Origin of the sequence: Varibaculum cambriense (genome assembly GCF_032557235.1) — a bacterium.
GTDB classification, from domain to species: domain Bacteria; phylum Actinomycetota; class Actinomycetes; order Actinomycetales; family Actinomycetaceae; genus Varibaculum; species Varibaculum cambriense_C.
Genome location: NZ_JAWGMB010000003.1, coordinates 35,996 through 62,456, shown reverse-complemented (window position 1 = coordinate 62,456; position 26,461 = coordinate 35,996). Strand labels below are relative to the sequence as shown.

The window sequence follows — 26,461 nt, the reverse complement described above, 5'->3', positions numbered from 1 at the left end:
CAGGGATTTAAGGGGAGAGAGGGGCATTTTTAGCCGTAAAGATTTCGGTGCAGACGTTAGATAGTGAAGTAATAACCCCTTAGAGCCCGGAAGGGATCAGTTTATAGCGCTCGCAGAACGGTAACTACTTTTCCTAAAATCGTGGCATTATCGCCGGGAATCGGTTCAAATGCCGGGTTGTGGGGCAGCAGCCAGATGTGACCATCCCGCCGCGCAAGGGTTTTAACAGTAGCTTCCCCCTCGATCATGGCAGCTACGATCTCGCCGAGTTCGGCTACGTTTTGGCGACGAACTACCACCCAGTCACCATCGCAGATCGCCGCTTCGATCATCGAGTCGCCATGTACCTTGAGCATAAAGAGTTCGCCATCGCCGGTAAAACGGGTAGGGATGGTGAAAACGTCCTCTATGTCTTGCTGGGCATCAATGGGGGTACCGGCAGCAATCTGTCCTACCAAGGGAATCGCGTGATGATTTAAGGGAGTTACTTCCGCTAGTTGCGCAATTGAAGATTCGGGATCCGGCTCACTGGTTGAAAGTGCCGTGAATTGCGGGTTTACCTCGAGGGCACGGCTTCTTCCCGCGGCGCGTACTAAGAAACCCTGACTGACCAGATTGTCTAGGTGGTGTTTGACTGTGGATGAGGAAGACAGACCCACAGCTGCCGCAATTTCCCTAACTGAGGGCGGGTATCCCTGAGCGCGAATACCAGCGCAAACCGCCTCGAAAATAGAGCGCGCGCGCGGACGTAATGTTTCAATATTCAAGGAATCCTTTTGGTCTTTGCTCATGTTCCCTCCCGCTGTCACCTTGATCATAAGAAATTGTGACCCGTTATGCAAACATTTGTTCGATAAATTTATCGTTTTCGCTTGCTTTCGTAGTGGCTAGTAGTTAGTATATCAAACAGATGTTCGACGAACGTTTGTTCGAGAAAGGTGTAGTCATGTCCACACAACTTTCTTTCAATCTGGAAGAACTAGCCCAAAAACGGGTAGTGGGTTTGGGGAGCTACCAGTTGGCGAAGCTTTCTACGGCAAAGCCGAAGCGTCCTCACCTCCAGTTGGTTGACGCCACCTATATAGAACGTGCACGGGCTAAGTCCCGTCATCCTGCGGGCTCAAAATTGCAATGCCCGCCCGCCGTCGGTAGGGAGAACCGCACGGAGGGGCCGGCAGCAGCTTTTGACTCGCTTCCCCAATGGGCGCGCCGAGCGCCTCGCACCGAACAGGTAAAACCAGTACCGCTGATAGCGGTTCCTCCCGCTGCCAAGGCTGAAAACCAAGACAGTGCGCGGCGCCCGGCTCCCCAAAATCAATCGCCTAAGAAACTCGTGGTTCCCCGGGTTAGCCATAAATTATTCCAAGTGTCCTTCGGACTATTGCTGGTGGCAGCAGCGTTAATCTCCGGTATCGGACTTGGCGGTTATTGGGATGCGACCGCTGATGGTGTCGGGGAAACAAGCCAGATTTCTAGCGCGGTGACGGCAGAAAACAGTCAAGCTTCCTCGGCGGATCTCCTGTTAGGACGGTAATCCTATCGGCAGGGGATAATCAAGGAAGCATCTTCCTATCCGATAGCCTGGCTAAATCGGTTGCTGTCGCTTTTAGCTACGTGGAAGACTCCTAGCTATGACCGGGGATTCAGGTTAGGGAGCGTCATTCTTTTTTACGCTCTGATTGCCTTTGAGGGCGTTGGTGCAAGAGTGTCAAATGTTGCGATAAGCTAGACCTCCAGGATGCTTATTGATGGGGGAAAAGTTGCACTGTCCGTTTTGCCATAATGATGATTCGCGGGTAATCGATTCGCGGACCGCCGAAGAGGGAAATGCTATCCGTCGGCGACGCGAATGCACCAAATGCAATAAGCGTTTTACCACTATTGAAACTGCAGCTTTATCCGTAAAAAAACGCTCCGGTACTTTGGAACCGTTTTCACGAGAAAAAGTGATCAGTGGAGTTAGAAAAGCCTGCCAGGGGCGTCCCGTCAGCAGTGATGACCTCGCGAAATTGGCGCAACAGGTAGAAGAGAATCTACGGGCGAGCGGAAAATCGCAAATTGACTCCCATTGCATTGGACGGGCAATCCTGGAGCCACTGCGGGAACTCGACGTGGTCGCTTACCTGCGCTTTGCGTCTGTGTATTCCAGCTTTGACGATCTAGATGACTTCCAAACTGCCATCGACGAGATCCGATTGCAACAAAATGCAGCTAACGCAGCGACAATACTCGCAGGCCAATAGATTCGGGCATAGAACGGATTTCGGCAACTGCCGATACTGGAAGCTCGGAGGCTATATCGGTTAGGGCATACCCTACCTGACCTTCGGTACCTAAAATTTGGCCATTGATGTTCACGTTTTGGTTGGCAAAAACCTGGTTAATACGCCCCAATACTCCTGGGGTATTAGTGTGCAAGAATGCTAGTCGGTAACAAGAATCCGGGTGAGAATTAAGTTTCAAGTTGGGCATATTAACGCTCATCTCGGTACTACCTCGGTGCCAGTAGTCCGCAATTTTATGTGCTACAAACTGACCGATATCAAACTGAGCTTCCAAAGTAGAGCCGCCGATATGGGGAGTCAAAATCGTGTTGGGTAGTCCTAGTAGTGGCGAATGAAACTCGTTTCCGTTCTTTTGTGGTTCTTCGGGATACACATCTACTGCAGCTCCCGAGATTTTTCCGGAACGAATGTTTTCAGCTAAAGCCTCAACATCTACCACTGTGCCACGCGAGAGGTTAATGAAAAGCGCGCCGTCCTTCATCTGTTCGAACTGCCGCTTGCCGATTAATCCTTCATTGGATTTACGGCCGTCCACGTGCAGGGAAATAAAATCTGCAGTTTTTAACACTTCATCCATGGAGGGCAATGCCCGGGCATTGCCCATTGCTAGGCGCTGGGATGAGTCATAAAAGACCACGTTCATTCCCAAGGCTTCAGCTAATACTGAAAGCTGGGTACCAATATTTCCATAGCCAATAATCCCCAGAGTTTTCCCGCGAACCTCATGAGAACCTGATGCACTCTTGTTCCAGATTCCGCGTTGTAAATCCTGGTTGCGAGTTTCCACGTGGCGCGCCAGGTTGATAATGTGTCCGACGGCCAGCTCTACCACCGAGCGCGTGTTGGAGTAAGGGGCATTAAAAACCGTCACTCCGGCTTGGGTGGCGGCTGACAAATCTACCTGGTTAGTACCAATGCAAAAACAACCGACCACTCTCAGGCGGGGACAAGCAGAAATCACCCGCGAAGTTACCTGGGTTTTTGAGCGAATCCCCACAATATCGGCATCCTGGAGTCGTTCGATCAACGCGTCCTCGTCCAGGGCGCCTTTTACTCGCTCTACTTCAATGTCACAACCGGTAAAAACTTCATCCGCCACCTGGTGCGGATCCTCAAGTAAAACAGCCTTCGTCATGCTTCTATCTTTTCAACGCAGGCTATGCTTAGCAAAACCGTCCGCTTTTCGGTATTAATACTCGCTATGGAACTGTTATTGCCAACCGGCTGGTAGCTGCTGGGTATACAGAGTAACTAGGCGACGGGTGGGGCGAGTCATGGCCACAAAAAGATTGCCGACACTTTGGGCGGATATATTGACTGGTTCTAGCAAAATTACACTATCGAATTCCAAGCCCTTCGAAGTGACCGCATCCAATACGCAGACTCGATCACTAATCGGATCGCTCCCCACCGGGAGGGGGAGCTTGCTGGTAAGCTGCAAAACCGTAGAGTAATCACGCTGCGCGCAGATCAGGGCAATGCGTCCTCGTCCAGTGCCTAAAGCACTATCTAAATAGCTGATCTCGTTGGAAATTGCTTCCCGTAATGCACAAACGTCAAGCGCTGCTACCTGGCGGGTTATTAGCGATTTCGGATCTTGTCTAACTGCTTGAACCGGATAAGGGGAGGGACGCCCAGCGGCAGTGGTAACCGCCTCCGCTAAATCCATAATTTCTTTCGGGGTGCGATAACAAACCGTTAAATAGGCTTCTTCCTCCAGAGCATCCCCGGCCGGTCCTAGCAGCTCGCTCCAAGAAGATCCCCCGGCGGAAATCCGCTGGGCTAAGTCGCCCACTACGGTAAAAGAACGCGAAGGGCAGCGCCGCAGAAGGCAGCGCCAATCCATCGGGGATAGTTCCTGAGCTTCATCCACCACTACGTGTCCATAGGTCCAGGTGCGATCCTTATAAGCTTTCTCCGCTAGGGACGACTGTTCAATGTCTTCGGCGGCGCGAGTGGCCAACATCTTAGCGGAGACAATTCCGTCTCCCAGCCCTTGTCCCTCGATCGCGGCTTGCGCCCGCTCCTGCTCTCGCTCGCGAACCGCAGATCGGGAGCGGCGAGAAGCAGGAGAAGTAGCATCTGGTGCCTCTCCTAGCAGTTCCGCGAGCTCATCGAGTAAGGGCACGTCAGCAGGCGTAAATGCCTCCTGTTTAGATCGGTAAAGTATCTCTTGCTCGGCGGTGCTGAATTCACTGGCAAAACGGGCAAGAAATGCAGGGTAGGCGTAAAGACGCCGTAATAGATTCTGCGCCGAATAAGGCATCCAGCAAAGGTTGATTGTCCGGCGCACATTGAGGTTGGAACGCAGCTCTTCGCGCACTAGGGCGCGTTCCGAAAGCACGTCACGACTAGTTTCTATTTCCCCTAAGCCGGCCTCTTGAGCGGCCATAGTTAATTCTGCTTGTTCCCGGCGGGTTTCGCTATCTAAATATTGGTCAGTTAATGAATCTAAAACGTGGGTAACAAATATTTCTCGTGCCTGGTTATGGGGCTTACCGCTAAGACGGGCGCGGCGAATCGCCTCTTTTACTATTTGCGGTCGCAGGAGCAGTTTGGTAGCGCCTACCGCTAATGGCTGATCAGAATCGGGAACCCGCTGCAGGGAGCGTACTGCCTGCTCAATTAGTTTTACCCAACGTAAATCTCCCTTCAAAGCCGAGACTTTCGGGTGTTCTTTACCCGGGGCTCTAGTTCCGGGTAACAGGTTTCCCATGGTGGTGGAGACCAACCCGGTTTCTCCTAGCGCGGGTAGCACTTGCTCGATATAACGTAAAAAAGCGGACGAGGGGCCTATTATCAGCACCCCGGATTTTTCTAAGCGTTCCGCCTGTTCATATAGTAAATAGGCCGCGCGATGCAGTGCTACTGCGGTTTTACCGGTGCCCGGTCCGCCCTGGATTACCAGGATCTGAGAAGTATTAGCCCGGATTATCCGATCCTGCTCACCTTGGATGGTGGCCACAATATCGCCCATATGGCCTGAGCGTTCTGCTTGGAGTGCTGCCAACAGTGCGCCCTCGCCCTGCAGCTGGATCCCTGCTTGATCGCTGTGGGATAAATCGAAGGCTTCGTCTTCTAGTGAAATTACCTCCCGGCGATGCAGGCCAATATGGCGTCGCCTAGCCATCCCCAGCGGGTGGCGGGCAGTCGCTTGGTAAAAGGCAGTAGCGGCGTTAGCCCGCCAATCCATTAGCACCTGAGCGTGATTGCTATCTTGCAGTCCCACCCGACCGATATAGAAATCTTTCCCTGTTAGCGGAGTGAGCTTTCCAAATACTAAGCGTTCTTCTACCCGTTCCAAGCGGGCGGCTTGGTCTCCCAAATGAGCTGCCATTACGTCGCGTTCCGAGCGGTTTTGCGGAGAACCGGTGGCGCCAAGTGCCTGAACCTGGCGCTGGCGCTGGCGGTAACGAGTGCGGGCATCATCTAAAACCTGGTAAATGCGATCTACGGCCTGCTGCTCCGCCTCTAACTGCGCGGGATCATTCAAGAAGAGCCCCTTCCCTTAAGAAAAAGTAGGCATCAATTCTACCCGCTATCGCTAAAACCGCATAGCTCGGGCGAGGGGCGATGCGCGCGCGGCGCTGGCCGGGTAGGCTGGACTAAAGAATGGAGGGTAGATGACAGATAGTGCCCGTTTTATAATTCCCGGTCCTGCCTACGAGGATACCCAGGCAGAAGTACTGCTCTACGCCTTTTCGGGGGCGATAGATTCCGGTGATATTGGCGGAATGATTATTGAGCAGCTCTTGCATGCCCTTCCGCATGAAGAAGTTGCGCGTTTTTCCCTTGAGACGGTACTGGATTACCGGGCGCGGCGTCCTCGAATAACCATTGAAAACTGGATGATGACCGATATGCGTTACCCCAGTTGCACCCTGGAGCGGATTACCGATTATTCCGGACGTCAAATATTGTTACTGCGCGGACTAGAGCCCGACATTAACTGGGAAGATTTTTCCCTAGCTATTTTCGAGGTATGTCAAAAGATGGGGGTAAAACAGGCAGTTGATCTGATGGGGATAGCTGCCAATATTCCCCACACCCGGATCCCCTTCATTAACCAGACTTCTCCCAATCCGGATATTTTGCCTCCGCAAACTGAGATGCCGGGTACCTTCATTATCACGGCCTCTTTTGGGCAGTACCTGCAGATGCTATTCCAAATGATTTCAGTGCAGGCACGAGGAATCGTAGTGGGGGTTCCTTATTACTTGGCAGATGGACAATACCCTCCGGGGGCAGTTAGCGCGATTCAATATCTGTCTGAGACTCTCAATCTGGATTTGCCGATGGGAGATTTGGAAGCAGCCAGCACCCAAATGATCAAAGAGATCAGCGCGCAGCTCGAGGAAAACCCCGAAGCCAAAGAACTGATTGAAAAAATGGAGCAGCACTACGACGAGGCGCTAACCCAGCCCTGGGGAGAGCTGCATCCGAAGTCTTTAGCCGAATCAGTGGATTCCCGATCGGGAGAGGCGATTGCAGAACGCATTGAAAAGTTCTTGGCGCAAGTAAATCCCCAAGATGCCCCCGAAGAAGCCGCGGAGGGACTCCTGGCGGGAAGAGATGATTTGCTGGCTCACCTGGCACGAAAAGTTGCCTCCCGCCAGATGAGAAATACGGATATTCACCCCCCGGAACAGGTATTTAAAGCCGTTGGGAACCGCTCAGGACAGTCCGTATCCCCTGCGAAGGAACCTGATCGTAGAAAAGAAGGGGAAGTTACCCCTTCCAAAGTCGCAGCTATTGGCCAGGCGGCTACACCAGGTAGAGCCCCGCAGGGTAGGCATTTTCCGCCGCGCCGCTCCCATCTACAGCGTAAGCAGGCAGAAAGCTCTTCCGGCGGATCTGATCCAGCTACCCCAGCACCGCCGCCTCCTCCCCGTAGTCGGGAAGAATCTCTACCAGACCATCTGCGCAGTTCAGAAGATAACGGGGATAGCGGAAAGAACTGACCGGTGAGTAAAGCTCCACAGTCTGCCGCCGCCAAAAGAAATTGGGGCAGCGATGATAGCGGAACCAATATTCTGCATGTCGACATGGATGCTTTTTTCGTGGAGGCCGAGATCATGCGCAACCCTACCTTACGAGGCAAACCGGTAATCGTAGGAGGCAAAAGCAATCGCGGAGTGGTTTCTTCTGCTTCCTATGAGGCCCGGGCGCACGGTGTACATGCGGCGATGCCGGTTTCTCAGGCCAAGCGAATATGTCCCCAAGCGATAGTGGTCGCCTCCGGGCATGGATACTACTCGCAGCTGTCTAAGAAAGTCATGACAATTCTGGGGGAAATCACCCCGGTAATGGAACAAATATCGATTGACGAGGCTTTCTTAGAGGTCTCAGGAGCGCGCCGGAGACTGGGAACCCCTTTAGAGATCGCTCACCTGCTGCGTAAACGGATCCGGGAAGAACTTTCTTTACCGGCCTCGGTAGGAATCGGGGGCAATAAATTAGTCGCTAAAATCGCTTCCGCCCATGCCAAACCAGACGGGGTACTACTGGTGCCTGCAGATAGAACCAGGGATTTTCTGCAGATTTTGCCCGTGGGTGCCATCCCGGGGATCGGAACTGCCGCGGGCACCAAACTTGAGCGAAAAGGAATCGAAACCGTTGGACAACTGACTACTTTAAGTATTTCCCAATTGAATTCTCTATTTGGGAAAGCCACGGGAGTTCGTCTTTATCAATTATGTCGGGGACAAGATTCGCGCCGAGTAGGCGCAGGGAGCAAAGAAAAATCCATCGGAACCGAGATTACTTTCGCACTCGACGTCCATTCGCGAGAAACTATTGCGGCAACTTTACTGGATCAAGCGCACCAATGCGCGGCACGGCTACGCGCCAATGACCTGTTAGCTGGCAATGTCACCATTAAAATACGAGCCTCCGATTTTCGTACCTGGACTCGTTCCCACACGCTGCGCCAGCCCACCGACGTTGCCCGCGAGATTGCGCGTCAAGCCTTGGAGTTGTTTGCGAAAGAGCATATGCCCAAGGGAGGAATCCGTCTGGTCGGAGTCACTACCAAAGAACTAATCTCTGCCACTTCGGGGGTGCAGCTGGCGTGGGGGAGTGATACTCGCGGACGTGCCACGGAAATAGCGATGGATAGGATTCACCAGAAATATGGTGCTACTTCCCTGCTTCCGGCTACGCTAGTTACGCCCGGGAAAAACTCTAGGGCGCCAAGTTATGAAACTGAGTCTGACTGAACTAGGCTTTTGTTTTATGCTGGAAGAAGCATTTACGCGGAAAGGAGAGAACTACCGTGGGACTATCTGAAAAAGAAAAACAGATTCTCGCAGATATGGAACGCCAATTCTCTGATGTCCGCGTGGCTGAAGCTCCGGTTGTGAACAACTCTGGGTCAGAAAAGTCGCAGAAATTGAACTTTTCGCCCAAACTGGTCGCCACGATGACGCTACTAGTCCTGATGGGGATTGCACTGCTGATCGTGGGCATTTCAGTATGGACAATCTCTAAGTTTTTAGCGATAGCCGTTGCGGTCTCCGGGTTTATAGTGGTGCTTTTTGCAGTGACCTTACCCATGAATTCGCGGTTTTCCAGTTTCGGGGTAAGTCCCAATAAAACTGCAACTAATAACCGGTCTGCAGCAAATAAACCGGGCTCGAAGCGTTCTTTTAAGCAGCGCCAGGAAGATAAATGGGATCGCCGCAACGGTGAGCGTTAATGAGCTGAGTTTTTATTCTTCTAGATCTCGCAATTATTTTGTTTAAAAACATCTGGGACGCTTATTGATATTTCCGCGTCTGGGGAAATGGACGGTTGTCGCGCTTGTCGCGACCGGTAGGTTTTTACTCTAGTCCGGTGTTTAAGGATCAGCTCTCGTAATTCCGGTTACAAACAATCAGAATCGGGTTTTTCACTCCACTTTACTTTGGAGTAATTCACGCAGGTAAAACCGGTAATTCACTCAATTATTTTTCATAAAACACTAGTATTGTGCGCCAAAGTGGAGAAAAATGGGGTAAAGTGGAGCTATCTGGTTGGAAAGGAGGTGGCGCCCATGTTTTTAGGTTCCTATGAACCCAAAATGGACGACAAGGGGCGCTTGATTCTTCCAGCCAAATTCCGGGATCAATTGGCGGGTGGCTTAGTAATCACTCGAGGTCAAGATCGTTGTCTCTATGTTTTTCCTGCAGCCGAGTTTGAGCGGATGTACCAGGAACTACGTCGGGCTCCACTTTCCTCCCGTCAAGGTCGCGACTACGTCCGGGTCATGCTTTCCGGTGCTTCTGATGAAATCCCGGATAAACAAGGCCGGATCGTGATTCCACCTCAACTTCGCGCCTATGCAGATCTAGATAAGCAGCTTGCGGTAATCGGCGCCGGATCGCGCGTGGAGATCTGGAACGCTGAGGCTTGGAACCAATATTTAACCGAGCAGGAAGAAGCCTTCGCCCAAACCGGAGAGGAAGTGATTCCCGGAATGTTCTAGCTTGGAGAGCCTGGCCTCTTCCCGAATGCTCTGATGCCTCTTCCCCGGTAGCAGATCGTCGGGGAGAGCCCTGGTTTTCCACAAAATTCTCCCACCTGTCCCAACTTCCAAAAGGAAACCATGTTCCCAAACACTGTTTTTACTCATCAGCCGGTGCTAGCTGCACGCTGCATCGAGCTTTTGGGGCAGGGGATTGCCCAAGCAGGAAAACAAGGACGCGCCCTGGTAATCGATGGAACCTTGGGACTGGGAGGACATAGCGAGCTTATTTTGCAGACCTACCCCCAGGTGCATTTGATCGGCATCGACCGAGACAAACAGGCGCTCGCGAGAGCTAGTAGGCGTCTGGGCGAATACTCTTCTCGGTTTACGGCGGTACATGCAACCTACGATGCGATTGGGCAAGTGGCGGCGGCATATCATGACGAGGATTATCCCTTAGGTGGCATATTGATGGATCTGGGAGTTTCTTCCCTGCAGCTCGATGACGCAGCGCGTGGTTTTAGCTATGCCCGAGATACCGATCTAGATATGCGCATGGATCAAAGTAGCGGTAAAACTGCGGCAGACTTGTTGAAAGAACTGTCTGTCAGCGAGCTGACAAAAATATTGCGGGAGGCAGGCGAAGAGAAATTCGCTTCTCGCATTGCCCGGGAAATAGTAAAAACCCGAGAGAAAACTCCGCTTACTTCTTCTGCGCAGTTAGTAGAGATCGTGCGGGACGCTATTCCCGCTCCGGCGCGTCGCAGCGGGGGTAACCCTGCCAAGCGAACCTTCCAGGCATTACGGATAGCAGTAAATCAAGAGTTAAGCATCCTCAAACGAGCGATCCCTGCCGCCCTGAAAAGTCTGGCACCTGGTGGGGTGATGGTGGTGGAAGCTTACCAATCCCTAGAAGATCGGATAGTTAAACAGGCCTTTTCGCAGGTAGCGACCGCGAAGAATCTAGAGGGAATTCCTATAGAGGAGCCAAAAGCTTTCCAGCTGCTGATCAATGGAGCCGAAAAGGCCGGAGAAACCGAAATATCCAATAATCCTCGTGCCGCATCGGTGCGGTTACGGGCGATTACCAAGTTAAGTGAGCCCGCAGAAAGGACCCGGGAATACCATGTCTAATTCCGCCGCCTTAAGACAGACATCGCCCACTCGGCGTCGGCCGGTTCGCGCCGGAAATGCGGCTCGCTTACGAGTTGTCGGCGACGAGCAGACACTTAAAAAACGCTCCCCCCTGATGGCGAAAATTGTGGCTGCTGCGCTACTTTTAGTCGCCTTGATTGTTTCCCCGATGCTGATCAATACCCAATTGGCGGTAATTTCTTACCAGATTCATGACGACCAGGTGGAATTAGCGCAAGTACAAGAAGATAACCAACGGGTGCAGTCCCAGGTCAATTTAAAGTCTAGTCCCGAGAAAGTACGTAAAGCTGCCCTGGATGCCGGGTATGTCCCGGCGGGAGAGACCGGATACGTTACCCTAAAAACAAGCAAGATCGAAGGGGGAACTCCTCCAGTTCCGGTAGCTAAGGAATAATAGGCGTCTATGGTGGGAAAGAAGCGAAGGGAATCGCCGGCGAAGAGCGCTTCTTCGCTAAAACAGAAAACTCTTTCTGACCAGGCAGATTCTCGAAAGCGTGCGGGGAGAGATTTCATTTCTAAGGGGAGCGTAAACAGCCGAGGAGCAAGTAAGGTAGCAGGCAAACGCGGCAGGCTGCTACTGGTGATAGTCGTTTTTCTACTGGTGCTGTGTAGCGCTAGGTTATTCGATCTACAGGTAGTGCAAGCCCCCGCTCTTGCTGACGAGGCCAGGCAGGCACGAACTGTTTCCGCCGAGATCGTTTCCAAGCGAGGAGACATTGTAGATAGGAAAGGGACAGTGCTCGCCACCTCGATCGAGGTTTATAACGTGTCTGTTAACCAGATATTGGTCAAAGATTATGTGCATCATGAGATCGTTTCCCCTGACGGCAAGATAGTTACTGATAAAAGTAAACTTCGCGACCCTCGTAATCAGAAGAAAGTAATCGGAACCGGAGCCGCCGAAGCTGCCCGGCAATTGGCGCCAATTCTGGAGATAAACCCGGCTGTGCTCGGGGGGAAAATGGTGGGAAGCAGAGGCTTCGTCTACCTGGCTAAGAATGTTAGCGCCGAGAAATGGCGGAAGATCCGAAAACTAAAAATCGATGGTATCGATGGGGAACTACGTTACCAGCGGCAATACCCTAATGGTGCCACTGCCTCCTCGATTTTAGGTTTCACCGATTTTGAGCAAGTTGGGCGGGCCGGTATTGAGGCCACGCAAAATAAACAGCTGGCGGGAGTTCCGGGCAAGCGGGTGGCAGAGATATCTCCTTCCGGGCAGGTAATCCCGGGGGGAGCCGATGTTCTAAAGGCAGCTACACCAGGCAAAACTGTCCGCTTAACGATTGATGCGGATCTGCAGAACACTGCGGAAAGTTTGGTAAATAAACAGGTTGCAGATTTTGGGGCAGCTTGGGGAACCGCGATCGTGCAGCGGGTAGGCACCGGTCAGATTTTAGCTTTGGCAGACTCTGGTAACGAACCTCCCGAGCAAGTCCGCAAGCGAACCTCGGGAACCACGGGATCGCGGGCGGTGCAATACACTTACGAACCGGGATCTAGCGGCAAACTGGTAACTTTTGCTACTGCCTTGGAACAGAAGAAAATCACCCCATTAACCCCGGTGAACTCGTCAGATAAGATTACTATCGCCGGTCAGTCGTTTAGAGATTCCCATTCCCACTCCACCAAGAGATTAACTGCCTCCGGGGTATTGGCCGAATCTTCTAACACCGGAACAGTTCAAATTGGACAAATGGTTACTGATCAGCAGCGATATCAAATGATGAAATCTTTGGGATTGGGGCAAAAAACGGGCATTGAAATGCCGGGTGAGTCAGCAGGAATAATTGGTAGCCCGAAGAGTTGGGATGCCCGTCAGCGGATGACCACTATGTTTGGTCAGGGGATGGCTTGTACGCCGCTACAAATGTCGGCGCTGATTTCTACTATCGCTAACCATGGGGTGTATGTTGCCCCGCGGATGATTTCCGAATATGAAGATTCCCAGGGAATTCCCGAAAAGGCAAAAGTTCCGGCAGCTGCGCAAAAGTTAGATCAGAACGCAGCAGCCACTTTGGTGCGGATGATGGAGTCGGTAACCAGTGATGAAGGAACTGCAAAGAAAGCACAGATTCCTGGTTATCGAAGCGCTGGTAAAACTGGTACCAGTGAAATTATTTCTGGCGGGGGAGGTTCGCGGGGGGTAGTTGCCTCTTTTACTGGTTTAGCACCCGCGGAGAATCCGGAGATCGCAGTGTCAGTAATTATCTACCAGCCAAAATCAGGAATTTATGGCGGGGTAGTAGCCGGACCAGTATTTTCGCAGGTAGCGGCGCAGGCGTTAACCTTGCTGGATGTTCCGCCTTCCAGCACCAAGCCGCAGCTTTATCCGATTGAAGCTCACTAGCTATCCTTAGAAAGAGAACTTTTTAATAGGAGCGGACAAATGTGGACACTAGGTTGGATTGCTGAAGCCCTCAACCGGACGTGCAAAAATTCAGACACTATTATCGCGGGGCGGGTAGTTACTGATTCTCGTGAGGTTGCGCCAGGAGATTTATATGTAGCCCGCGTCGGGGAAAACTCTGATGGACATGACTACCTGGAAAACGCCTGGCGGGCAGGGGCAGCTGCTGCCCTAGTAGAACGGCAAGAACCTGCTGAACAGGTAGGTATTCCCTATATGCAAGTTCCGGAAGCCACGCGCGCTCTCGGATGGTTAGCTCACTGCCATTTAGCGGCTTTACGACGCAAAGGCCAGGGGAAAAGACCAGTTTGTATCGGGATCACCGGGTCAGCCGGTAAAACTACCACCAAAGATTTATTAGCCAGCCTGCTGCAGCTTAAAGGTCAGGTAATCGCTCCCGAGAAGTCCTACAACAACGAGGTCGGGGTGCCGTTAACCATATTGCGCGCTGATGAAACTACAGATTTTTTGGTTCTGGAAATGGGAGCGTCTGGACCGGGACATCTGGCGCTGCTAACCGAAATTGCACCCTTGGATATGGCGATTGAGCTCATGGTAGGACATGCCCATTTGGGCGGATTTGGCAGTGTTGAGGGACTTGCTCAAGCCAAAGCCGAGCTTCTTTGGGGCTTAAGAAACTATGAAGGCAAACGCTATTGGCCTTTAAGCACGCCCGCACAGCAAGCCCGCCGAGTATTTGAGCAAGATGGTTATAGCGAGGAATCGCCCTCAGAAAAGGTGGCGCCCTCGCTAGCTATTTTGAACTGCGGGGATGACCGGGTACGCCAAATGGCTTCCGGAGCGCAGATTCGTTACTTCGGAGAGCTTAAACCAGAACGAACCGGGCAAGAAACTGAGGCCAAGGGAGTTTATGCCTCCGAAGTCACAGTAGGTGGCGATGGCCGGCCCGCATTCTGGATGACCTGCGGGTCAGAAACACTCAAAGTGAAGTTAGGGCTGGTAGGGCGCCATAACGTGGCTAACGCCTTAGCGGCAGTGACCGCTGCCACCGAGTTGGGGGTGAGCCTTGCCCAAGCTGCGCGCGTCCTCGAAAATGCCCGTCCCTTGTCGCAGCACCGTCTTGACGTGCGGGAAATCGAATCTGATATTACGGTGATCGATGATTCCTATAACGCAAATTTAGATTCGATGCGCTCGGGGATCAGCACCTTAAAGACCCTGACGCAAGCGAAGGGGAGAGGGCGAGCGGTGGCCATCTTGGGGGAAATGCTTGAGCTGGGAGCAGATTCGGAGAATCACCACCGCCTGGTGGGTAAGGCCTGTCTCGAAGCGGGAATAGAGGTAGTTGTAACGGTGGGTCAACAAGCCACCCCGATTTACCAGACTGTTTTAGACCACGCCGAAGCTCAACACTGTGAAAACGCCGAGGAGGCACTTAGAGTGGTTAGGCAGGTTCTAGCTCCCGGCGATACGGTATTGGTTAAGGGTTCAAACGGATCTGGGGTCTGGAAAATTGCAGAAGCCTTAACAGGAGGTAGCGACAGCTAATGGTGCCTTTAGGAATAGCGCTATTAACCTCCCTAGTAATATCACTGGCAGGAACGCCGGTACTGATTCGGGTATTGCGCAAACACCAGTATGGCCAGTTCATTCGAAAAGATGGTCCCACGGCGCATTACACTAAGCGCGGTACTCCCACTATGGGGGGATTGGTCATCATTTTGGCTACTGTTTGCGGTTGGGTAGTAGCGCACATTGCTTCCTGGACCTTTCCCTCGCCCTCGGGCTGGCTGTTGATGCTACTGATAGTGGGGCTGGGACTGATCGGGTTCTTAGATGATTACATTAAAATCTCGCGTCAACGCTCCTTAGGGCTAACTCCCTGGGCAAAGATTGTGGGACAACTGGCAGTGGGAACCACTTTTGGAGTCTTGGCACTGCTGTTTCCCCGCCGAGATGAAACCGGGATTGCTATCACCCCGGCCTCTACAAAGATTTCAGTGGTACGCGACGTTAGCGGATTAGATTTGGCGTTCGCCGGAACCGTAGTGGCGTTTATTCTATTTGCGCTATGGTCTAACTTTTTGATTGCCGCCTGGTCAAACGGGGTAAATCTCACCGATGGCTTAGATGGTTTAGCCGCCGGGGCTTGCCTATTTGCTTTCGGAGCCTACACCGGGGTGGCTACTTGGCAGTATTATCAACGCTGCCCTCTAGTGGATGTGGCTCCCAAAGTTGCTTCCGCCTGTTATGAGGTGCGGGATCCGGCAGATTTGGCGATCATCTCGCTGGCGATTGTAGGTGCCTGCTTTGGCTTCCTTTGGTGGAATACTTCCCCTGCTCAAATATTCATGGGGGATACCGGTTCATTAGCTTTGGGGGGAGCTTTCGCGGGGCTATCAATTCTGACTCGTACCGAGTTCCTGGCCGTAATCATCGGCGGATTATTTGTTTTGATCGTGATGTCAGATGTGATCCAGGTGGGGGTATTTAAACTTACTCGAAAACGGGTCTTTAAAATGGCGCCCTTGCATCACCACTTCGAGTTAAAAGGGTGGAAAGAAGTAACGATTGTGGTTAGGTTCTGGATTATTGCCGGCCTGTTCGCGATCATAGGCGTTGCCTTGTTCTATGCAGAATGGGTGGTTGCAATCAAGTGACAAACCAAAACTGGGCAGGCCGTTCTATCTGCATTATCGGTTTGGGATCATCAGGCAGAGCCTGTTGTGAAGTGCTTTCTACCCTGGGCGCCAAAGTATCCGGGATTGACGGCCAAGAGGAAGCAGTTGCCGCCTGCTGTCAGGACTACCCGCGTGCGCAGTTCTATCAGGGGCAGGGGGATAGCTGGGAAGATATCCTCGACAAGATCGATCCCTCCCTGCTAGTGGTTAGTCCCGGGGTGCCTCCGCGTCATAGCGCGTTCGCTTGGGCGCAAAAACACCAGGTAGAACTGTGGGGTGAGGTCGAACTAGCTTGGCAGATCCAAAAAACCGCTACTTCCCGCCCGGATACCCCGTGGCTTGCAATTACCGGTACCAACGGGAAAACCACCACGGTTTCGATGACCCAGTCGATTTTGCAGGCTGCCGGTTATCAGGCACTAGCGGTCGGAAACGTAGGTTCCCCGGTGGTGTTGGCGGCTGCCCAGGCTAAAGCACAAGTGTTAGCGGTAGAGCTCTCCAGTTTCCAGCTTTACACCACTAAAACAGTATCGCCACTGGCTGCAGTTTGTTTAAATATTGATGCAGATCATCTGGATTGGCATGGGAGCGAAGCTGCATATGTTGCGGCGAAAGCTCGAGTTTATGAACGGGCTCAAAAAGCCGTCCTCTACAATCAGCAAGATTCCCGCACCTTAGATTTAGCGTTGGCTGCCGAGGTCACCGCAGGCTGTCGGGCGATCGGTTTTACTACTGGCACCCCCGATATTTACCAGTTGGGCATAGTAGAAAATATGCTGATCGATCGCGCCTATAGCGCAAATCCCTATAAAGAGGCAGTGGCGCTTGTAGGGATGGGGGATTTTCACTATTACCACGCCGAGCCGGGGATTACGGTGTTGCAAGATGCATTAGCGGCAGCTGGTCTCACCAGAGCCTTAGGGGTTGCTCCCGAGGCCGTGCGTGACGGAATCCGCAGCTTCATCCCACAGGCGCATCGACGAGCCATCGTAGGTCAGGCGGCACAGGTCACTTGGATTGATGATTCCAAGGCCACCAACACCCATGCCGCGGCTGCTTCTTTGTCGGGAATGCCTCCTGCCTCAGTGGTTTGGATAGCTGGCGGGGATGCGAAGGGACAATCGTTTGATCAGTTAGTTACCGATATCGCTGCTACTTTACGTGGGGTAGTGCTTATCGGGGAAGACCGCTCCGCTTTGCGTCAGGCATTAACGCAGCACGCGCCTAATGTTCCAGTGGTCGAAGTTACCGCCCATGACGACATGATGTTCTCGGTGGTAAACGAGGCAGTCGCACTTTCCCGGCCGGGAGACAAAGTAATTTTGGCGCCTGCCTGTGCCTCCTGGGATCAGTTCGCAAACTATTCGCAGCGTGGGGAGGCTTTCGCAAATGCCGTGTCCCGCTTGGAGGGATAGGGATGGCGCCGCGGACAAAAGCTGCAGATCGTAAGCATCCTCGTGAGCCTAAGACCAAAAAACTTAGGGGAAAAATTCCGCGGATTGAAGTAAAGCGAGCAGAATCTTTCCGATCGGATAACCCAGAAGGCAAACGCAAACTACTGAACCTGTGGCGTTCTGTCACCCATACCCCTTTATTCAACTACCAAATGCTGTGGTTCTTGATCATCGCCTTAGCGGTGATCGGTTTAATGATGCAGTTTTCTGCCTCGGTAATCCTGGAGCTTTCTGCCGGTACCAATCCCTATTGGGGAGTGGCGCGTCCCCTGTTGATTATGGCGGTGGGTTTTGCAGCCATGGTTTTCATATCACGGCTCCCTGCAGATATCTTTGAAAAAATAGCCTTACCGGTAATATTCCCACTGGCTATTGCCGCTCAATTAGCGGTTTTTACCTCGCTCGGCCGCGGTCAAGGCGGCAATCGCAACTGGGTTTATATTCCCGGTATCAACCAGGTATTACAGCCATCCGAGTTCCTAAAAGTCGCATTTATTTTACTGTTAGTTACGGTATTTACTACCGGCAGATGCCGCATAGATTCCCTTGGCGACCTGTTCAAATGGGTAGGGCTGCCATTCATAATTATTGTGGCTACGGTGATGGCAGGTCACGATATGGGAACCCTGCTGATTTTCGTTTCTATTTTGCTGTGCGTATTGCTAATCGCCGGGATTCCTCTGCGCTGGTTAGGGATCGGGATAGGTCTGCTTTCCCTAGCCGCAGTGGGGGCGGTACTTAGTTCTGCTTCCCGCAGGAACCGCGTGCTTTCTTTTTTGCATCCCTCCCAGGCGAATCCTACCGGTTCTGGTCTGCAGCCCCTGCGCGCAAAATGGGGATTAGGCACCGGGGGACTTACCGGGGTGGGGCCGGGTGCCTCTCGCCAGAAATGGAATTATTTACCGGAGGCTCACACTGACTTTATCTATGCAATTTTAGGTGAAGAATTCGGGCTTTTCGGCACGCTTTTAGTACTGGTAGTGTTCGGGCTGCTCGCCTGGGTACTGTGCCGGTTAATCGTCAATGCTAGTCAGCAGACCACCCGCTTGTGTGCTGCGGGAACTTTGGGGTGGCTAGTGGTACAGGCGCTGATGAATATTATGGTAGTGATTGGATTCCTACCGGTAGTCGGAGTTCCGCTCCCGCTAGTTTCTTCGGGAGGTTCCACGGCGCTAGCCACCTTGATACAAATGGGGGTGCTGCTAAGTTATCTGCGAGCAGAACCGGGAGTAGCTGCAGCGGTAGCTCATAGACCAAAGTATTTGCGTACCAGTAGAGCCGTCAGATTGGAAAAACGCGATGGAAAATAATAAATCGGTACTTTTAGCCGGAGGAGGAACCGCCGGTCATGTTAACCCGCTGCTGGCTGCGGCTCGCTGTTTGCGGGATGAAGGCTGGGCCGTCACGATTATTGGTACTAGGGAAGGCAAAGAAAGTGAGCTAGTGCCCGCTGCCGGCTTCGACTTGCACTATATTCCCCGGATCCCCTTGCCGCGGCGCCCCTCTTTGCAGCTGTTCACCATCCCCAGCAGGATGAGGGCGACGGTGCGGAAAATAGAGACCCTGATCCGTCAGAAACAAGTCGGGGTAGTCATCGGGTTCGGAGGCTATGTTTCCACTCCCGCTTATTTAGCGGCGCGGCGCGCGCAGGTCCCGCTGGTAATCCATGAACAAAATGCGCGTCCCGGTCTGGCCAACCGGCTAGGAGCACGGTGGGCGAAAGCGGTTGCTTTAACTTTTCCCTCCACGAAACTTGCGGCGAAGAAGGGGCAAACCACTTGTATTGGTTTGCCACTGCGTCCCGAAATAGCGCAGTTAGCTCAAAAACGTCAGCATCCGCAGGATCAAAAACGGCAGCGGGAGGTGGCACTTAAGTCTTTTGATCTGGATGGACAGCTACCAACTTTACTGGTTACCGGGGGGTCTTTGGGAGCGCTTTCCCTTAACGAAGCCCTGCAGGAGGCAGCGGTACAGCTACCGGAAAATATGCAGGTAATTCACTTAACCGGTAAAGATAAAGATCAACCGGTACTCCGCGCTCTTCCCGAATCCTTAAAGTCGCGTTACCGAGTTATTGATTACCTGGTGGATATGGAAAGAGCACTAGCTGCCGCCGACTTAGTGGTTTGTCGTTCAGGTGCCGGTACCGTGGCGGAGATGACCGCCTTAGCGCTTCCGGCGGTCTATGTGCCCTTGCCGATTGGCAACGGCGAGCAACGCCTTAACGCCGAAGACGCGGTAAAAAGTGGCGGTGCCCTGTTAGTTGATAACGCCCGCTTTAATGCAGATTTCGTTACCACACAGGTAGTGCCTTTGCTCTTGTCACCGGAACGTTTGCAACAAATGTCGCGGGCACTGCCGGAAGAGGGAGTCGACGCCGCGAAGAAACTGGCGCAAATTGCTGAGGAAGTATGTCGATGAGCGAGAAGCAGTATCATTTCATCGGGGTCGGGGGAGCTGGAATGTCAGTGGTCGCACAGCTTTTTGTGGCACGCGGCTGGGAACTGACCGGTTCAGACCAAAACGAATCCGACAACTTAGACAAACTTCGGAATCTGGGAGTCAAATGTTGGGTGGGTAGTAGGCCGCAGCTGATTACTTCCGAGATGACTATTGTTTATTCCAGTGCGATTCGCCCTAGTAATCCCGAATTTGCTGCCGCTAAAGCTGCCGGTTGTAGGTTTATGCATCGTTCCCAGGCGCTGGCGCTCGCGGCTGCTGACCGTAAGTTCGTGGCCGTGGCGGGAGCGCATGGTAAAACCACTACTTCTGGCATGTTGGCGCAAACTCTTTCCCAACTCGGGGCGGATCCTTCTTTTGCGGTTGGAGGGATAGTTCGTCACTACCAAACCGGAGCCCATCTGGGTAAAGGAGAGTATTTTATTGCCGAAGCCGATGAATCTGATGGTTCCTTCCTGAATTACCGCCCCCAGGTGGCGATTATTACCAATATCGAGCCTGATCACCTCGATAACTATGGATCGGCGGAAAAGTTTGCGCAGGCATTTTTTGATTTCAGTAACTGTATTAAACCAGGGGGAACCCTGATTGTTTGTACCGATGATACCGGCTGTCGCCAGCTGGTTGAGCGCCGGGAATCCTCGCGAAGCCACTGCGCTGTCCCTGGGATCCGGATCCTCGGATACGGCCTAGAGGAACCTTCTCTCAACTTGGATGGGTTTTGCCTGATTAAACCGCTAGCGGAAGATCCTGCCTCAGTATCTGCACAGTTCATTGTGGCGGGGAAAACTACTACCGTGCGCCTACCAATGCCGGGGCGACACAATTTATTGAATGCGGCAGCAGTGTTCCTCGGAGCTCAAATTGCCGGTTTTTCTGCGCCAGAGATTGCTCGGGCGTTAGGGGATTTCGAGGGAACCGCGCGCCGGTTTGAAACCAAAGGTGAGGTTGAACGGATCCGGGTAATCGATGACTACGCTCATCACCCCACTGAGGTGGAAGCCCTCATGCACCAGGCGCGAGAAGCCGCCGGGGGAGGGCGTGTTCTGGTGCTCTTCCAGCCGCACCTGTATTCGCGCACCCGCAATTTTGCTCCTCGCTTTGCCCAGGCGCTTGATTTAGCTGATCAAGTAGTTGTGTGCGATATTTTCCGGGCACGGGAAGATCCGATCGCGGGGGTATCTTCCCGCTTAATCACAGACAAGATGCAGCACGGCTCCTACTTGGGGGATCGGGATGAGGGGGCGCGCGTACTCGCTAATGCGGCTGAGCCCGGAGATTTGATCTTAACTGTGGGAGCGGGAGACGTGACCGTGGCCGGTGGGCTGGTTTTAGAGATTTTAGCCTCGAGGTTCACGCAGTGACTTCCCGCAAATCCGCTTTTTCGCGCCGCTCTAAGGCCACCGAGGTATCTAAAAATACTCGGGTACGCACTATTCGCCGGCCGGCAAGTGCCGGGGAAAAAGCGGTGTCCCGGTCGCGGTCTTCGCAAGTTTCTTTAGCTTCCAAAGATCGGGCAGTGGTATCCAGTGGGCTGGCGCAGCGACGCGCAGAAATCGCGCAGATAAAGCGACGTAAGCGACTGCGCCGGGGCGCTATCGGGGCGCTATCCGTGGTAATCATAGTGGCCTTGGGCTACCTGTTCTGGTTTTCCCCGGTTTTTGCCTATGATCCGGGTAAGACGCGAGTTGTAGGGGCAAGCGAACAAATTTCCGCAGGACAGGTTAAAGAAGAATTGGCGATCTATGCGGGCAGACCTTTAATGCGAGTACCTACGGGTCAGATTGGCGCAACGCTTAAAAAAGACAATCCATGGATTAAACAAATAGAGGTTAGCCGGGAGTTTCCCCGCGGGATGATGGTGCATTTGACGCTGCGAAAACCGGTGGCTAAAACCGCGCAGGGAGCAGTGGTTGATCTAGAGGGGAAAGAGTTTCCAGCGAAAGGATTCGACGTAGCAAATCTGGTGACGGTAGCTAGTTCTTGCAGCACCAGCGATAATCGGGACTGTTTAAAATCGGCAGCCAGCGTGGTGGACTCATTGCCACCGGAAATAAAAAAGAAAACTAGACAGGCACAAGCGGTACGGCCAGAAAATATAGAGCTGCAATTGAATTCGGGACAAAAGGTCATTTGGGGCGCCAGTAAAGATAATAAAAAGAAAGCGCAGGTGCTGTCGGTGCTTATGCAACGCGGAGGCAGTGTCTATAACGTGACCGATTACGCTCACCCTACGATAATCGGGTAAGGATGGCTGCGCATTAGCGCTAAAGCAAGTTCACCAGTGGTAAATAGAGTTTTGCTACCGATTCCGGGTCTTAGCGTAAAAATCGGTCAGCGCCCAGTATGGGGTAGGCTTTGAGGGAGAAATGAAGGGAGAAAATAGTCCATGAGCAAGAGCGCTAGCGATATACCGGCATATCGATACACCGCCCAGATGGCAGGTAAGATCGAGGAAAAATGGCAAAAATACTGGTTAGACCAGGGTACTTTCAATGCCGATAACCCGGTGGGTTCCCTAGCCGGCCCCATGGCAGACAAAGATCCTTTCTTCGTAATGGATATGTTCCCTTATCCATCAGGCAAAGGCCTGCATGTGGGACACCCGCTAGGTTATATCTCTACCGATGTCACTGGGCGTTTCCAGCGGATGCAAGGGAAAAACGTCCTCTACACCATGGGGTACGACGCTTTTGGTTTGCCCGCGGAACAGTATGCGGTAACTACCGGGCAGCATCCGCGCAAAACTACCCGCGAGAATATTGCGACTATGCATCGTCAGTTGGCGCGTATTGGGCTCTCCCATGATCAGCGGCGTTCTTTCGCTACTATTGATCAGGATTATTACCGCTGGACACAGTGGATTTTCCTCCAGATTTTCAACTCTTGGTACGATCCGGAGGCTACCCGCCCAGATGGAGGCAAAGGTGCGGCTCGTCCTATTAAAGAGCTAATTGAAAAGTTTGCCCGCGGGGAAAAACCGCTGCCGCACGGTAAGCAATGGAAAGACCTCAACGCCAAGCAGCGCGAAGATATCCTCGAGAAGTACCGCCTGGCATACCTTTCTTATGCCCCTGTTAACTGGTGCCCAGGACTGGGAACGGTGTTAGCGGACGAGGAAGTAACCTCCGAGGGTCGCTCTGAACGCGGTAACTTCCCAGTGTTCCGTTCGCATCTGCGGCAATGGATGATGCGGATTACTGCCTATGGTGACCGCCTGATCCAAGATCTGACCACTTTGGATTGGCCGGAAAAAGTGCGCACCATGCAGGAGAATTGGATTGGCCGCTCCCAGGGCGCGACGGTAACTTTCCAGGTAGATACGGAAAAACTGCAGGTGTATACCACCCGTCCCGATACCTTGTTTGGAGCCACCTTTATGGTGGTAGCACCTGAGCACCCAATTCTTTCCGGTTTGGGACAAAGTGAACTTCCTGCGGGCGCACTGCCAATTCCCGCCCAGTGGCCTCAGCATACGCGCGAGGCTTGGACGGGGGGATTTGATAATCCGCAGCAGGCTGTGCGCGCCTACCAACAACAGGCAGCTGCCCGCAGTGAACGGGAACGCGGCGAAGATGCCCACGAAAAGACCGGGGTATTTACCGGTTTGTTTGCTACTAACCCGGTCAATAATCGTCCGATTCCGGTTTTCACAGCCGACTACGTGATGATGGGCTACGGTACTGGCGCGATTATGGCGGTTCCGGCTCATGATCAACGTGACTGGGATTTTGCGAAGAAGTTTGACCTGGACATTATTTACACGATTACTCCCGCGCCGGATGCAGATAAAGATGCTGCTTGGATCGGGGATGGGGTCATCCAGAATTCGGCAAATGACCAGATTTCTCTGAACGGCTTGGGTAAAGCCGAGGCCATTAAGAAAATAACTTCCTGGCTAGAAACTGCCGGATTGGGGGAAGCTACCACCACTTATCGCCTGCGTGATTGGCTATTCTCCCGTCAGCGCTACTGGGGAGAGCCTTTCCCCGTGGTCTATGACGAGGACGGAGTGGTGCACGCCCTTCCGGAATCCATGCTGCCCCTGGACTTGCCGGAGGTAGATAATTTCTCTCCGCGCACTTTTGCACCTGACGATGCGGATTCGCAGCCGGAAGCTCCTCTGGGGCGCGCCACCGAATGGGTAAAAGTGGAACTGGATTTGGGGCAAGGTAAACAAACCTATTATCGGGACACTAACGTGATGCCTAACTGGGCAGGTTCTTGCTGCTACGAGCTACGCTACCTCGATCCGGGAGAGAAAGACTTCCTGGCTAAGGCGGAAAATGAGCGTTACTGGATGGGGCCGCGCGAGGACGCGTCCTCGGGAGGTACCGATCTTTATGTAGGAGGAGTCGAGCACGCGGTTCTTCACCTGCTCTATGCGCGTTTTTGGCACAAAGTGCTCTATGACCTGGGGCATCTTTCTAGCAGTGAGCCTTTCCATAAGCTGTTTAACCAAGGTTATATCCAGGCCTATGCCTATACAGACCAGCGGGGAGCCTACGTGCCAGCCGCTGAAGTAGCAGGTGATGAGGCAAGTGGTTTTACCTACGAGGGACAGCCGGTTAAACGCGAATACGGCAAGATGGGTAAATCTTTGAAGAATATCGTTACTCCTGACGATATTTGCGACGAATACGGAGCGGACACTTTCCGGGTCTATGAAATGTCGATGGGACCGCTGGATATGTCGCGGCCTTGGGAAACCCGGGCAGTGGTTGGATCTCAGCGTTTCTTACAGCGGCTATGGCGCAATGTGATTGATGAGAACACTGGAGAGGTAACCGTTAGCGAGGACGCGCCCGATTTGGAAACCCAGCGTGCCCTGGCCAAGGCGATTGCGCAGGTAACCGAAGACTATCGGGAAATGCGTCTTAACCTGGTGGTTTCGGATTTGATTGTGCTTAATAATCACCTGACTGCGCTGAAAGCGGTTCCTCGGGAAGCTGCAGAGGCGTTGGTATTAATGATTTCGCCGCTGGCTCCCCATATTGCCGAGGAGCTTTGGAATAGGCTGGGGCACTCTTCCTCATTGGCTCGCGAGCCTTTCCCGGTAGTAACCGATGAATCTCTACTGGTAGAAGAGGAAATCACGGCGGTGGTACAGATTAACGGCAAGGTTAAGTACCGCTTGCAAGTGCCGCAATCTATTTCAGGTGAGGAGCTAGAAAAACAGGCACTGGAAACTGAAGTGGTGCAGCGGGCCCTTGCGGGAAGCGAACCTTTGAAGGTGATAGTGCGAGAACCAAAATTAGTGAACGTAGTAATAAGGAAAAAGAAATAAATAGAAATAAGTGCCCTGAATAATCTGCGTGAGCTATAGACTAATAGGTAAGGGCTCTTTGGTATTACCTTGTTTTATTTTTAAGGAGCAAACTTGAGTTTCGAAACCTGGACGCTGAAAGCGGGCGAAGACTCGGTATCGATCGCCAAAATCGGGGCAACTGTCCTGGATTGGCAGGTAGAAGACCAATTTCAAAGCATTTCAGAGGTTCCGTTACCTCCTGACAGCGGGCATACTCTACAGCAGCGTACGGTACACGTCCTTGACGGGTATCGTGACGCGCAAGAGGCTCGGGATATGGATGGTTTCCGGAATGCGGTTATGGCTCCTTGGTCAAATCGTTTACGTGATGGCAAATACAGTTTCCAAGGCCGCGAGTATGATTTCGCAGGGAAAACCGTGGGCGGTTCGCTGGCGTTACATGGTTTGGTAGCAGATCAACCTTTTGAGTTAGTTGAGGCGGGGGAAGACTTCCTGCGAGCAAAGGTTCAGGTACCGAAGCTCGAAGCCTATCCCTTTGAAGTGGAAGTGGAAGTTACCTATCGGATATGCGCTGATCCCCATCGGCTTTCCCTAGATATAGTGGCCAGAAATAATGGTGAGGCAGACGCGCCGATTACCTTGGGGTGGCATCCCTACCTGGTGTGTCAGGCAGGCAGCGCGGAAACTACTAAAATCACGGTGCCTTCCCAAGTTCGTATCCAAACTGATAAGAATCTGATTCCTAAACCAGGAATAAAAGGATTTTCCACCCAAGCTTATCCGGTTACTTTGGTGCACCGCCGCGACATTGACTGGGGGATGACTTCCCTAGTGGCTGAAGATGGGGTGGCTACCGCCTTAGTTGACCATGTGGATGGTTCTCAAACTGCCGTAGAGTTGATTGGGGCACGGCAGGGGCTGGGCTTAGGCTCTTTCCAGATCTATACTGGTCAGGATTTGGCCTATCGGCGAGGTATCGCGGTAGCGGTAGAACCACTGCTGGCGATGACAGATGCTTTTAACCGTTCAGAATGCGAAGGCCTAATTACGGTGGCACCGGGGCAAGTGCAAGAGTTTCACGCTGCCCTGGAGCATCGCAGTCCCCTTAACCGGCAGTAGGCTCTCACTTAAGTAGTTTTCTTGGTGGCGAATCCTTAGCCCGGATTTAGCCACCGGTGTCGTTCACCTCGGTAAGGATTGGGCAAACCTAGCCCCGGTGAAAGCTTAGTCTCATTTTCAAAGAAAGATTCGTTCCTGAGTATTTCCTTTTGTTAAACTGACAGCACCCTTGGAACTAAAAGGGTACGTCCCCCGGGCAGTAATGACGCTGTCCTTTGAT

21 protein-coding genes are annotated in these 26,461 nt (G+C 52.7%); 18 read left to right on the top strand and 3 right to left on the bottom strand.

The genetic code is table 11. The annotated features are described in order from the left end of the window. Positions 1–101: 101 nt before the first annotated feature. Complete coding sequence (lexA, locus tag E6072_RS03290; protein ID WP_278605769.1) at positions 102–791, bottom strand: transcriptional repressor LexA; 690 nt, start codon at positions 789–791, stop codon at positions 102–104. Between the two features lie 155 nt (positions 792–946). Between lexA and E6072_RS03285 the strand changes: the two genes are divergently transcribed. Together E6072_RS03285 and nrdR are read left to right on the top strand one after the other, a co-directional pair. Continuing rightward, positions 947–1,534 carry a hypothetical protein gene (locus E6072_RS03285; protein ID WP_316693704.1) on the top strand — a complete coding sequence of 196 codons (588 nt, stop codon included), beginning with the start codon at positions 947–949 and terminating at the stop codon, positions 1,532–1,534. A gap of 214 nt (positions 1,535–1,748) precedes the next feature. Then, positions 1,749–2,243 (top strand): transcriptional regulator NrdR, encoded by a 495-nt coding sequence (gene nrdR / locus E6072_RS03280; protein ID WP_316693702.1) that lies wholly within the window; start codon positions 1,749–1,751, stop codon positions 2,241–2,243. Here nrdR and serA read toward each other — a convergent pair. Together serA and E6072_RS03270 are read right to left on the bottom strand one after the other, a co-directional pair. Then, entirely contained in the window at positions 2,212–3,420 is a 1,209-nt protein-coding gene (gene serA / locus E6072_RS03275; protein ID WP_278605772.1) for a phosphoglycerate dehydrogenase, read from the bottom strand. The two genes, nrdR and serA, sit on opposite strands and share 32 nt — an antisense overlap. Positions 3,421–3,495: 75 nt before the next feature. Beyond that, a complete protein-coding gene (locus E6072_RS03270) occupies positions 3,496–5,778 on the bottom strand; it encodes an AAA family ATPase (RefSeq protein WP_316693701.1) in 2,283 nt (760 codons plus the stop codon). Positions 5,779–5,908: 130 nt separating this feature from the next. Here E6072_RS03270 and E6072_RS03265 point away from each other — a divergent pair, with 130 nt between their 5' ends. From E6072_RS03265 to E6072_RS03190, 16 genes are all read left to right on the top strand, one after another. Next, positions 5,909–7,246 (top strand): PAC2 family protein, encoded by a 1,338-nt coding sequence (locus E6072_RS03265; protein ID WP_316693699.1) that lies wholly within the window; start codon positions 5,909–5,911, stop codon positions 7,244–7,246. A 3-nt stretch (positions 7,247–7,249) separates the two neighbouring features. Continuing rightward, a complete protein-coding gene (dinB, locus tag E6072_RS03260) occupies positions 7,250–8,503 on the top strand; it encodes a DNA polymerase IV (RefSeq protein ID WP_316693698.1) in 1,254 nt (417 codons plus the stop codon). A gap of 56 nt (positions 8,504–8,559) precedes the next feature. Next, positions 8,560–8,982, top strand: coding sequence for a DUF3040 domain-containing protein (locus E6072_RS03255; RefSeq protein WP_316693696.1), 423 nt, complete (start codon positions 8,560–8,562; stop codon positions 8,980–8,982). A 336-nt stretch (positions 8,983–9,318) separates the two neighbouring features. Then, entirely contained in the window at positions 9,319–9,750 is a 432-nt protein-coding gene (gene mraZ / locus E6072_RS03250; RefSeq protein WP_316693694.1) for a division/cell wall cluster transcriptional repressor MraZ, read from the top strand. Positions 9,751–9,870: 120 nt separating this feature from the next. Further along, positions 9,871–10,866 (top strand): 16S rRNA (cytosine(1402)-N(4))-methyltransferase RsmH, encoded by a 996-nt coding sequence (rsmH, locus tag E6072_RS03245; protein ID WP_316693693.1) that lies wholly within the window; start codon positions 9,871–9,873, stop codon positions 10,864–10,866. Then, positions 10,859–11,281, top strand: a complete 423-nt coding sequence (locus tag E6072_RS03240) for a hypothetical protein (protein WP_307737524.1) — start codon at positions 10,859–10,861, stop codon at positions 11,279–11,281. The genes rsmH and E6072_RS03240 overlap by 8 nt, the downstream gene beginning before the upstream one ends. Before the next feature lie 12 nt (positions 11,282–11,293). After that, complete coding sequence (locus E6072_RS03235) at positions 11,294–13,237, top strand: penicillin-binding protein 2 (RefSeq protein WP_316693689.1); 1,944 nt, start codon at positions 11,294–11,296, stop codon at positions 13,235–13,237. A gap of 39 nt (positions 13,238–13,276) precedes the next feature. Further along, a complete protein-coding gene (gene murF, locus E6072_RS03230) occupies positions 13,277–14,806 on the top strand; it encodes a UDP-N-acetylmuramoyl-tripeptide--D-alanyl-D-alanine ligase (protein WP_316693687.1) in 1,530 nt (509 codons plus the stop codon). After that, the gene (gene mraY, locus E6072_RS03225; protein ID WP_278605780.1) at positions 14,806–15,918 is read left to right on the top strand and encodes a phospho-N-acetylmuramoyl-pentapeptide-transferase; all 1,113 of its coding nucleotides are present in this window, start codon (positions 14,806–14,808) and stop codon (positions 15,916–15,918) included. The genes murF and mraY overlap by 1 nt, the downstream gene beginning before the upstream one ends. Further along, complete coding sequence (murD, locus tag E6072_RS03220) at positions 15,915–17,354, top strand: UDP-N-acetylmuramoyl-L-alanine--D-glutamate ligase (protein WP_316693685.1); 1,440 nt, start codon at positions 15,915–15,917, stop codon at positions 17,352–17,354. The genes mraY and murD overlap by 4 nt, the downstream gene beginning before the upstream one ends. A gap of 2 nt (positions 17,355–17,356) precedes the next feature. Further along, entirely contained in the window at positions 17,357–18,703 is a 1,347-nt protein-coding gene (locus tag E6072_RS03215; protein WP_316693683.1) for a putative peptidoglycan glycosyltransferase FtsW, read from the top strand. After that, positions 18,693–19,814, top strand: coding sequence for an undecaprenyldiphospho-muramoylpentapeptide beta-N-acetylglucosaminyltransferase (murG, locus tag E6072_RS03210; RefSeq protein ID WP_278605783.1), 1,122 nt, complete (start codon positions 18,693–18,695; stop codon positions 19,812–19,814). Before E6072_RS03215 ends, murG begins: the two co-directional genes overlap by 11 nt. Next, complete coding sequence (gene murC / locus E6072_RS03205; RefSeq protein WP_316693680.1) at positions 19,811–21,217, top strand: UDP-N-acetylmuramate--L-alanine ligase; 1,407 nt, start codon at positions 19,811–19,813, stop codon at positions 21,215–21,217. The genes murG and murC overlap by 4 nt, the downstream gene beginning before the upstream one ends. Then, the gene (locus tag E6072_RS03200) at positions 21,214–22,101 is read left to right on the top strand and encodes an FtsQ-type POTRA domain-containing protein (RefSeq protein ID WP_316693678.1); all 888 of its coding nucleotides are present in this window, start codon (positions 21,214–21,216) and stop codon (positions 22,099–22,101) included. Before murC ends, E6072_RS03200 begins: the two co-directional genes overlap by 4 nt. Before the next feature lie 141 nt (positions 22,102–22,242). After that, the gene (locus E6072_RS03195; protein ID WP_316693676.1) at positions 22,243–25,140 is read left to right on the top strand and encodes a class I tRNA ligase family protein; all 2,898 of its coding nucleotides are present in this window, start codon (positions 22,243–22,245) and stop codon (positions 25,138–25,140) included. Positions 25,141–25,233: 93 nt separating this feature from the next. Next, positions 25,234–26,241: a hypothetical protein gene (locus E6072_RS03190; protein WP_316693675.1), complete on the top strand. Its 1,008-nt coding sequence runs from the start codon at positions 25,234–25,236 to the stop codon at positions 26,239–26,241. Positions 26,242–26,461: the final 220 nt, after the last annotated feature.

Coding starts and splice junctions, on each gene's coding strand:
- E6072_RS03240 (WP_307737524.1), top strand. CDS start 10,859: ATGTCTAATTCCGCCGCCTTAAGACAGACATCGCCCACTCGGCGTCGG.
- E6072_RS03265 (WP_316693699.1), top strand. CDS start 5,909: ATGACAGATAGTGCCCGTTTTATAATTCCCGGTCCTGCCTACGAGGAT.
- serA (WP_278605772.1), bottom strand. CDS start 3,420: ATGACGAAGGCTGTTTTACTTGAGGATCCGCACCAGGTGGCGGATGAA.
- murC (WP_316693680.1), top strand. CDS start 19,811: ATGAGCGAGAAGCAGTATCATTTCATCGGGGTCGGGGGAGCTGGAATG.
- E6072_RS03195 (WP_316693676.1), top strand. CDS start 22,243: ATGAGCAAGAGCGCTAGCGATATACCGGCATATCGATACACCGCCCAG.
- rsmH (WP_316693693.1), top strand. CDS start 9,871: ATGTTCCCAAACACTGTTTTTACTCATCAGCCGGTGCTAGCTGCACGC.
- E6072_RS03215 (WP_316693683.1), top strand. CDS start 17,357: ATGGCGCCGCGGACAAAAGCTGCAGATCGTAAGCATCCTCGTGAGCCT.
- mraY (WP_278605780.1), top strand. CDS start 14,806: ATGGTGCCTTTAGGAATAGCGCTATTAACCTCCCTAGTAATATCACTG.
- murF (WP_316693687.1), top strand. CDS start 13,277: ATGTGGACACTAGGTTGGATTGCTGAAGCCCTCAACCGGACGTGCAAA.
- murG (WP_278605783.1), top strand. CDS start 18,693: ATGGAAAATAATAAATCGGTACTTTTAGCCGGAGGAGGAACCGCCGGT.
- E6072_RS03285 (WP_316693704.1), top strand. CDS start 947: ATGTCCACACAACTTTCTTTCAATCTGGAAGAACTAGCCCAAAAACGG.
- nrdR (WP_316693702.1), top strand. CDS start 1,749: ATGGGGGAAAAGTTGCACTGTCCGTTTTGCCATAATGATGATTCGCGG.
- lexA (WP_278605769.1), bottom strand. CDS start 791: ATGAGCAAAGACCAAAAGGATTCCTTGAATATTGAAACATTACGTCCG.
- mraZ (WP_316693694.1), top strand. CDS start 9,319: ATGTTTTTAGGTTCCTATGAACCCAAAATGGACGACAAGGGGCGCTTG.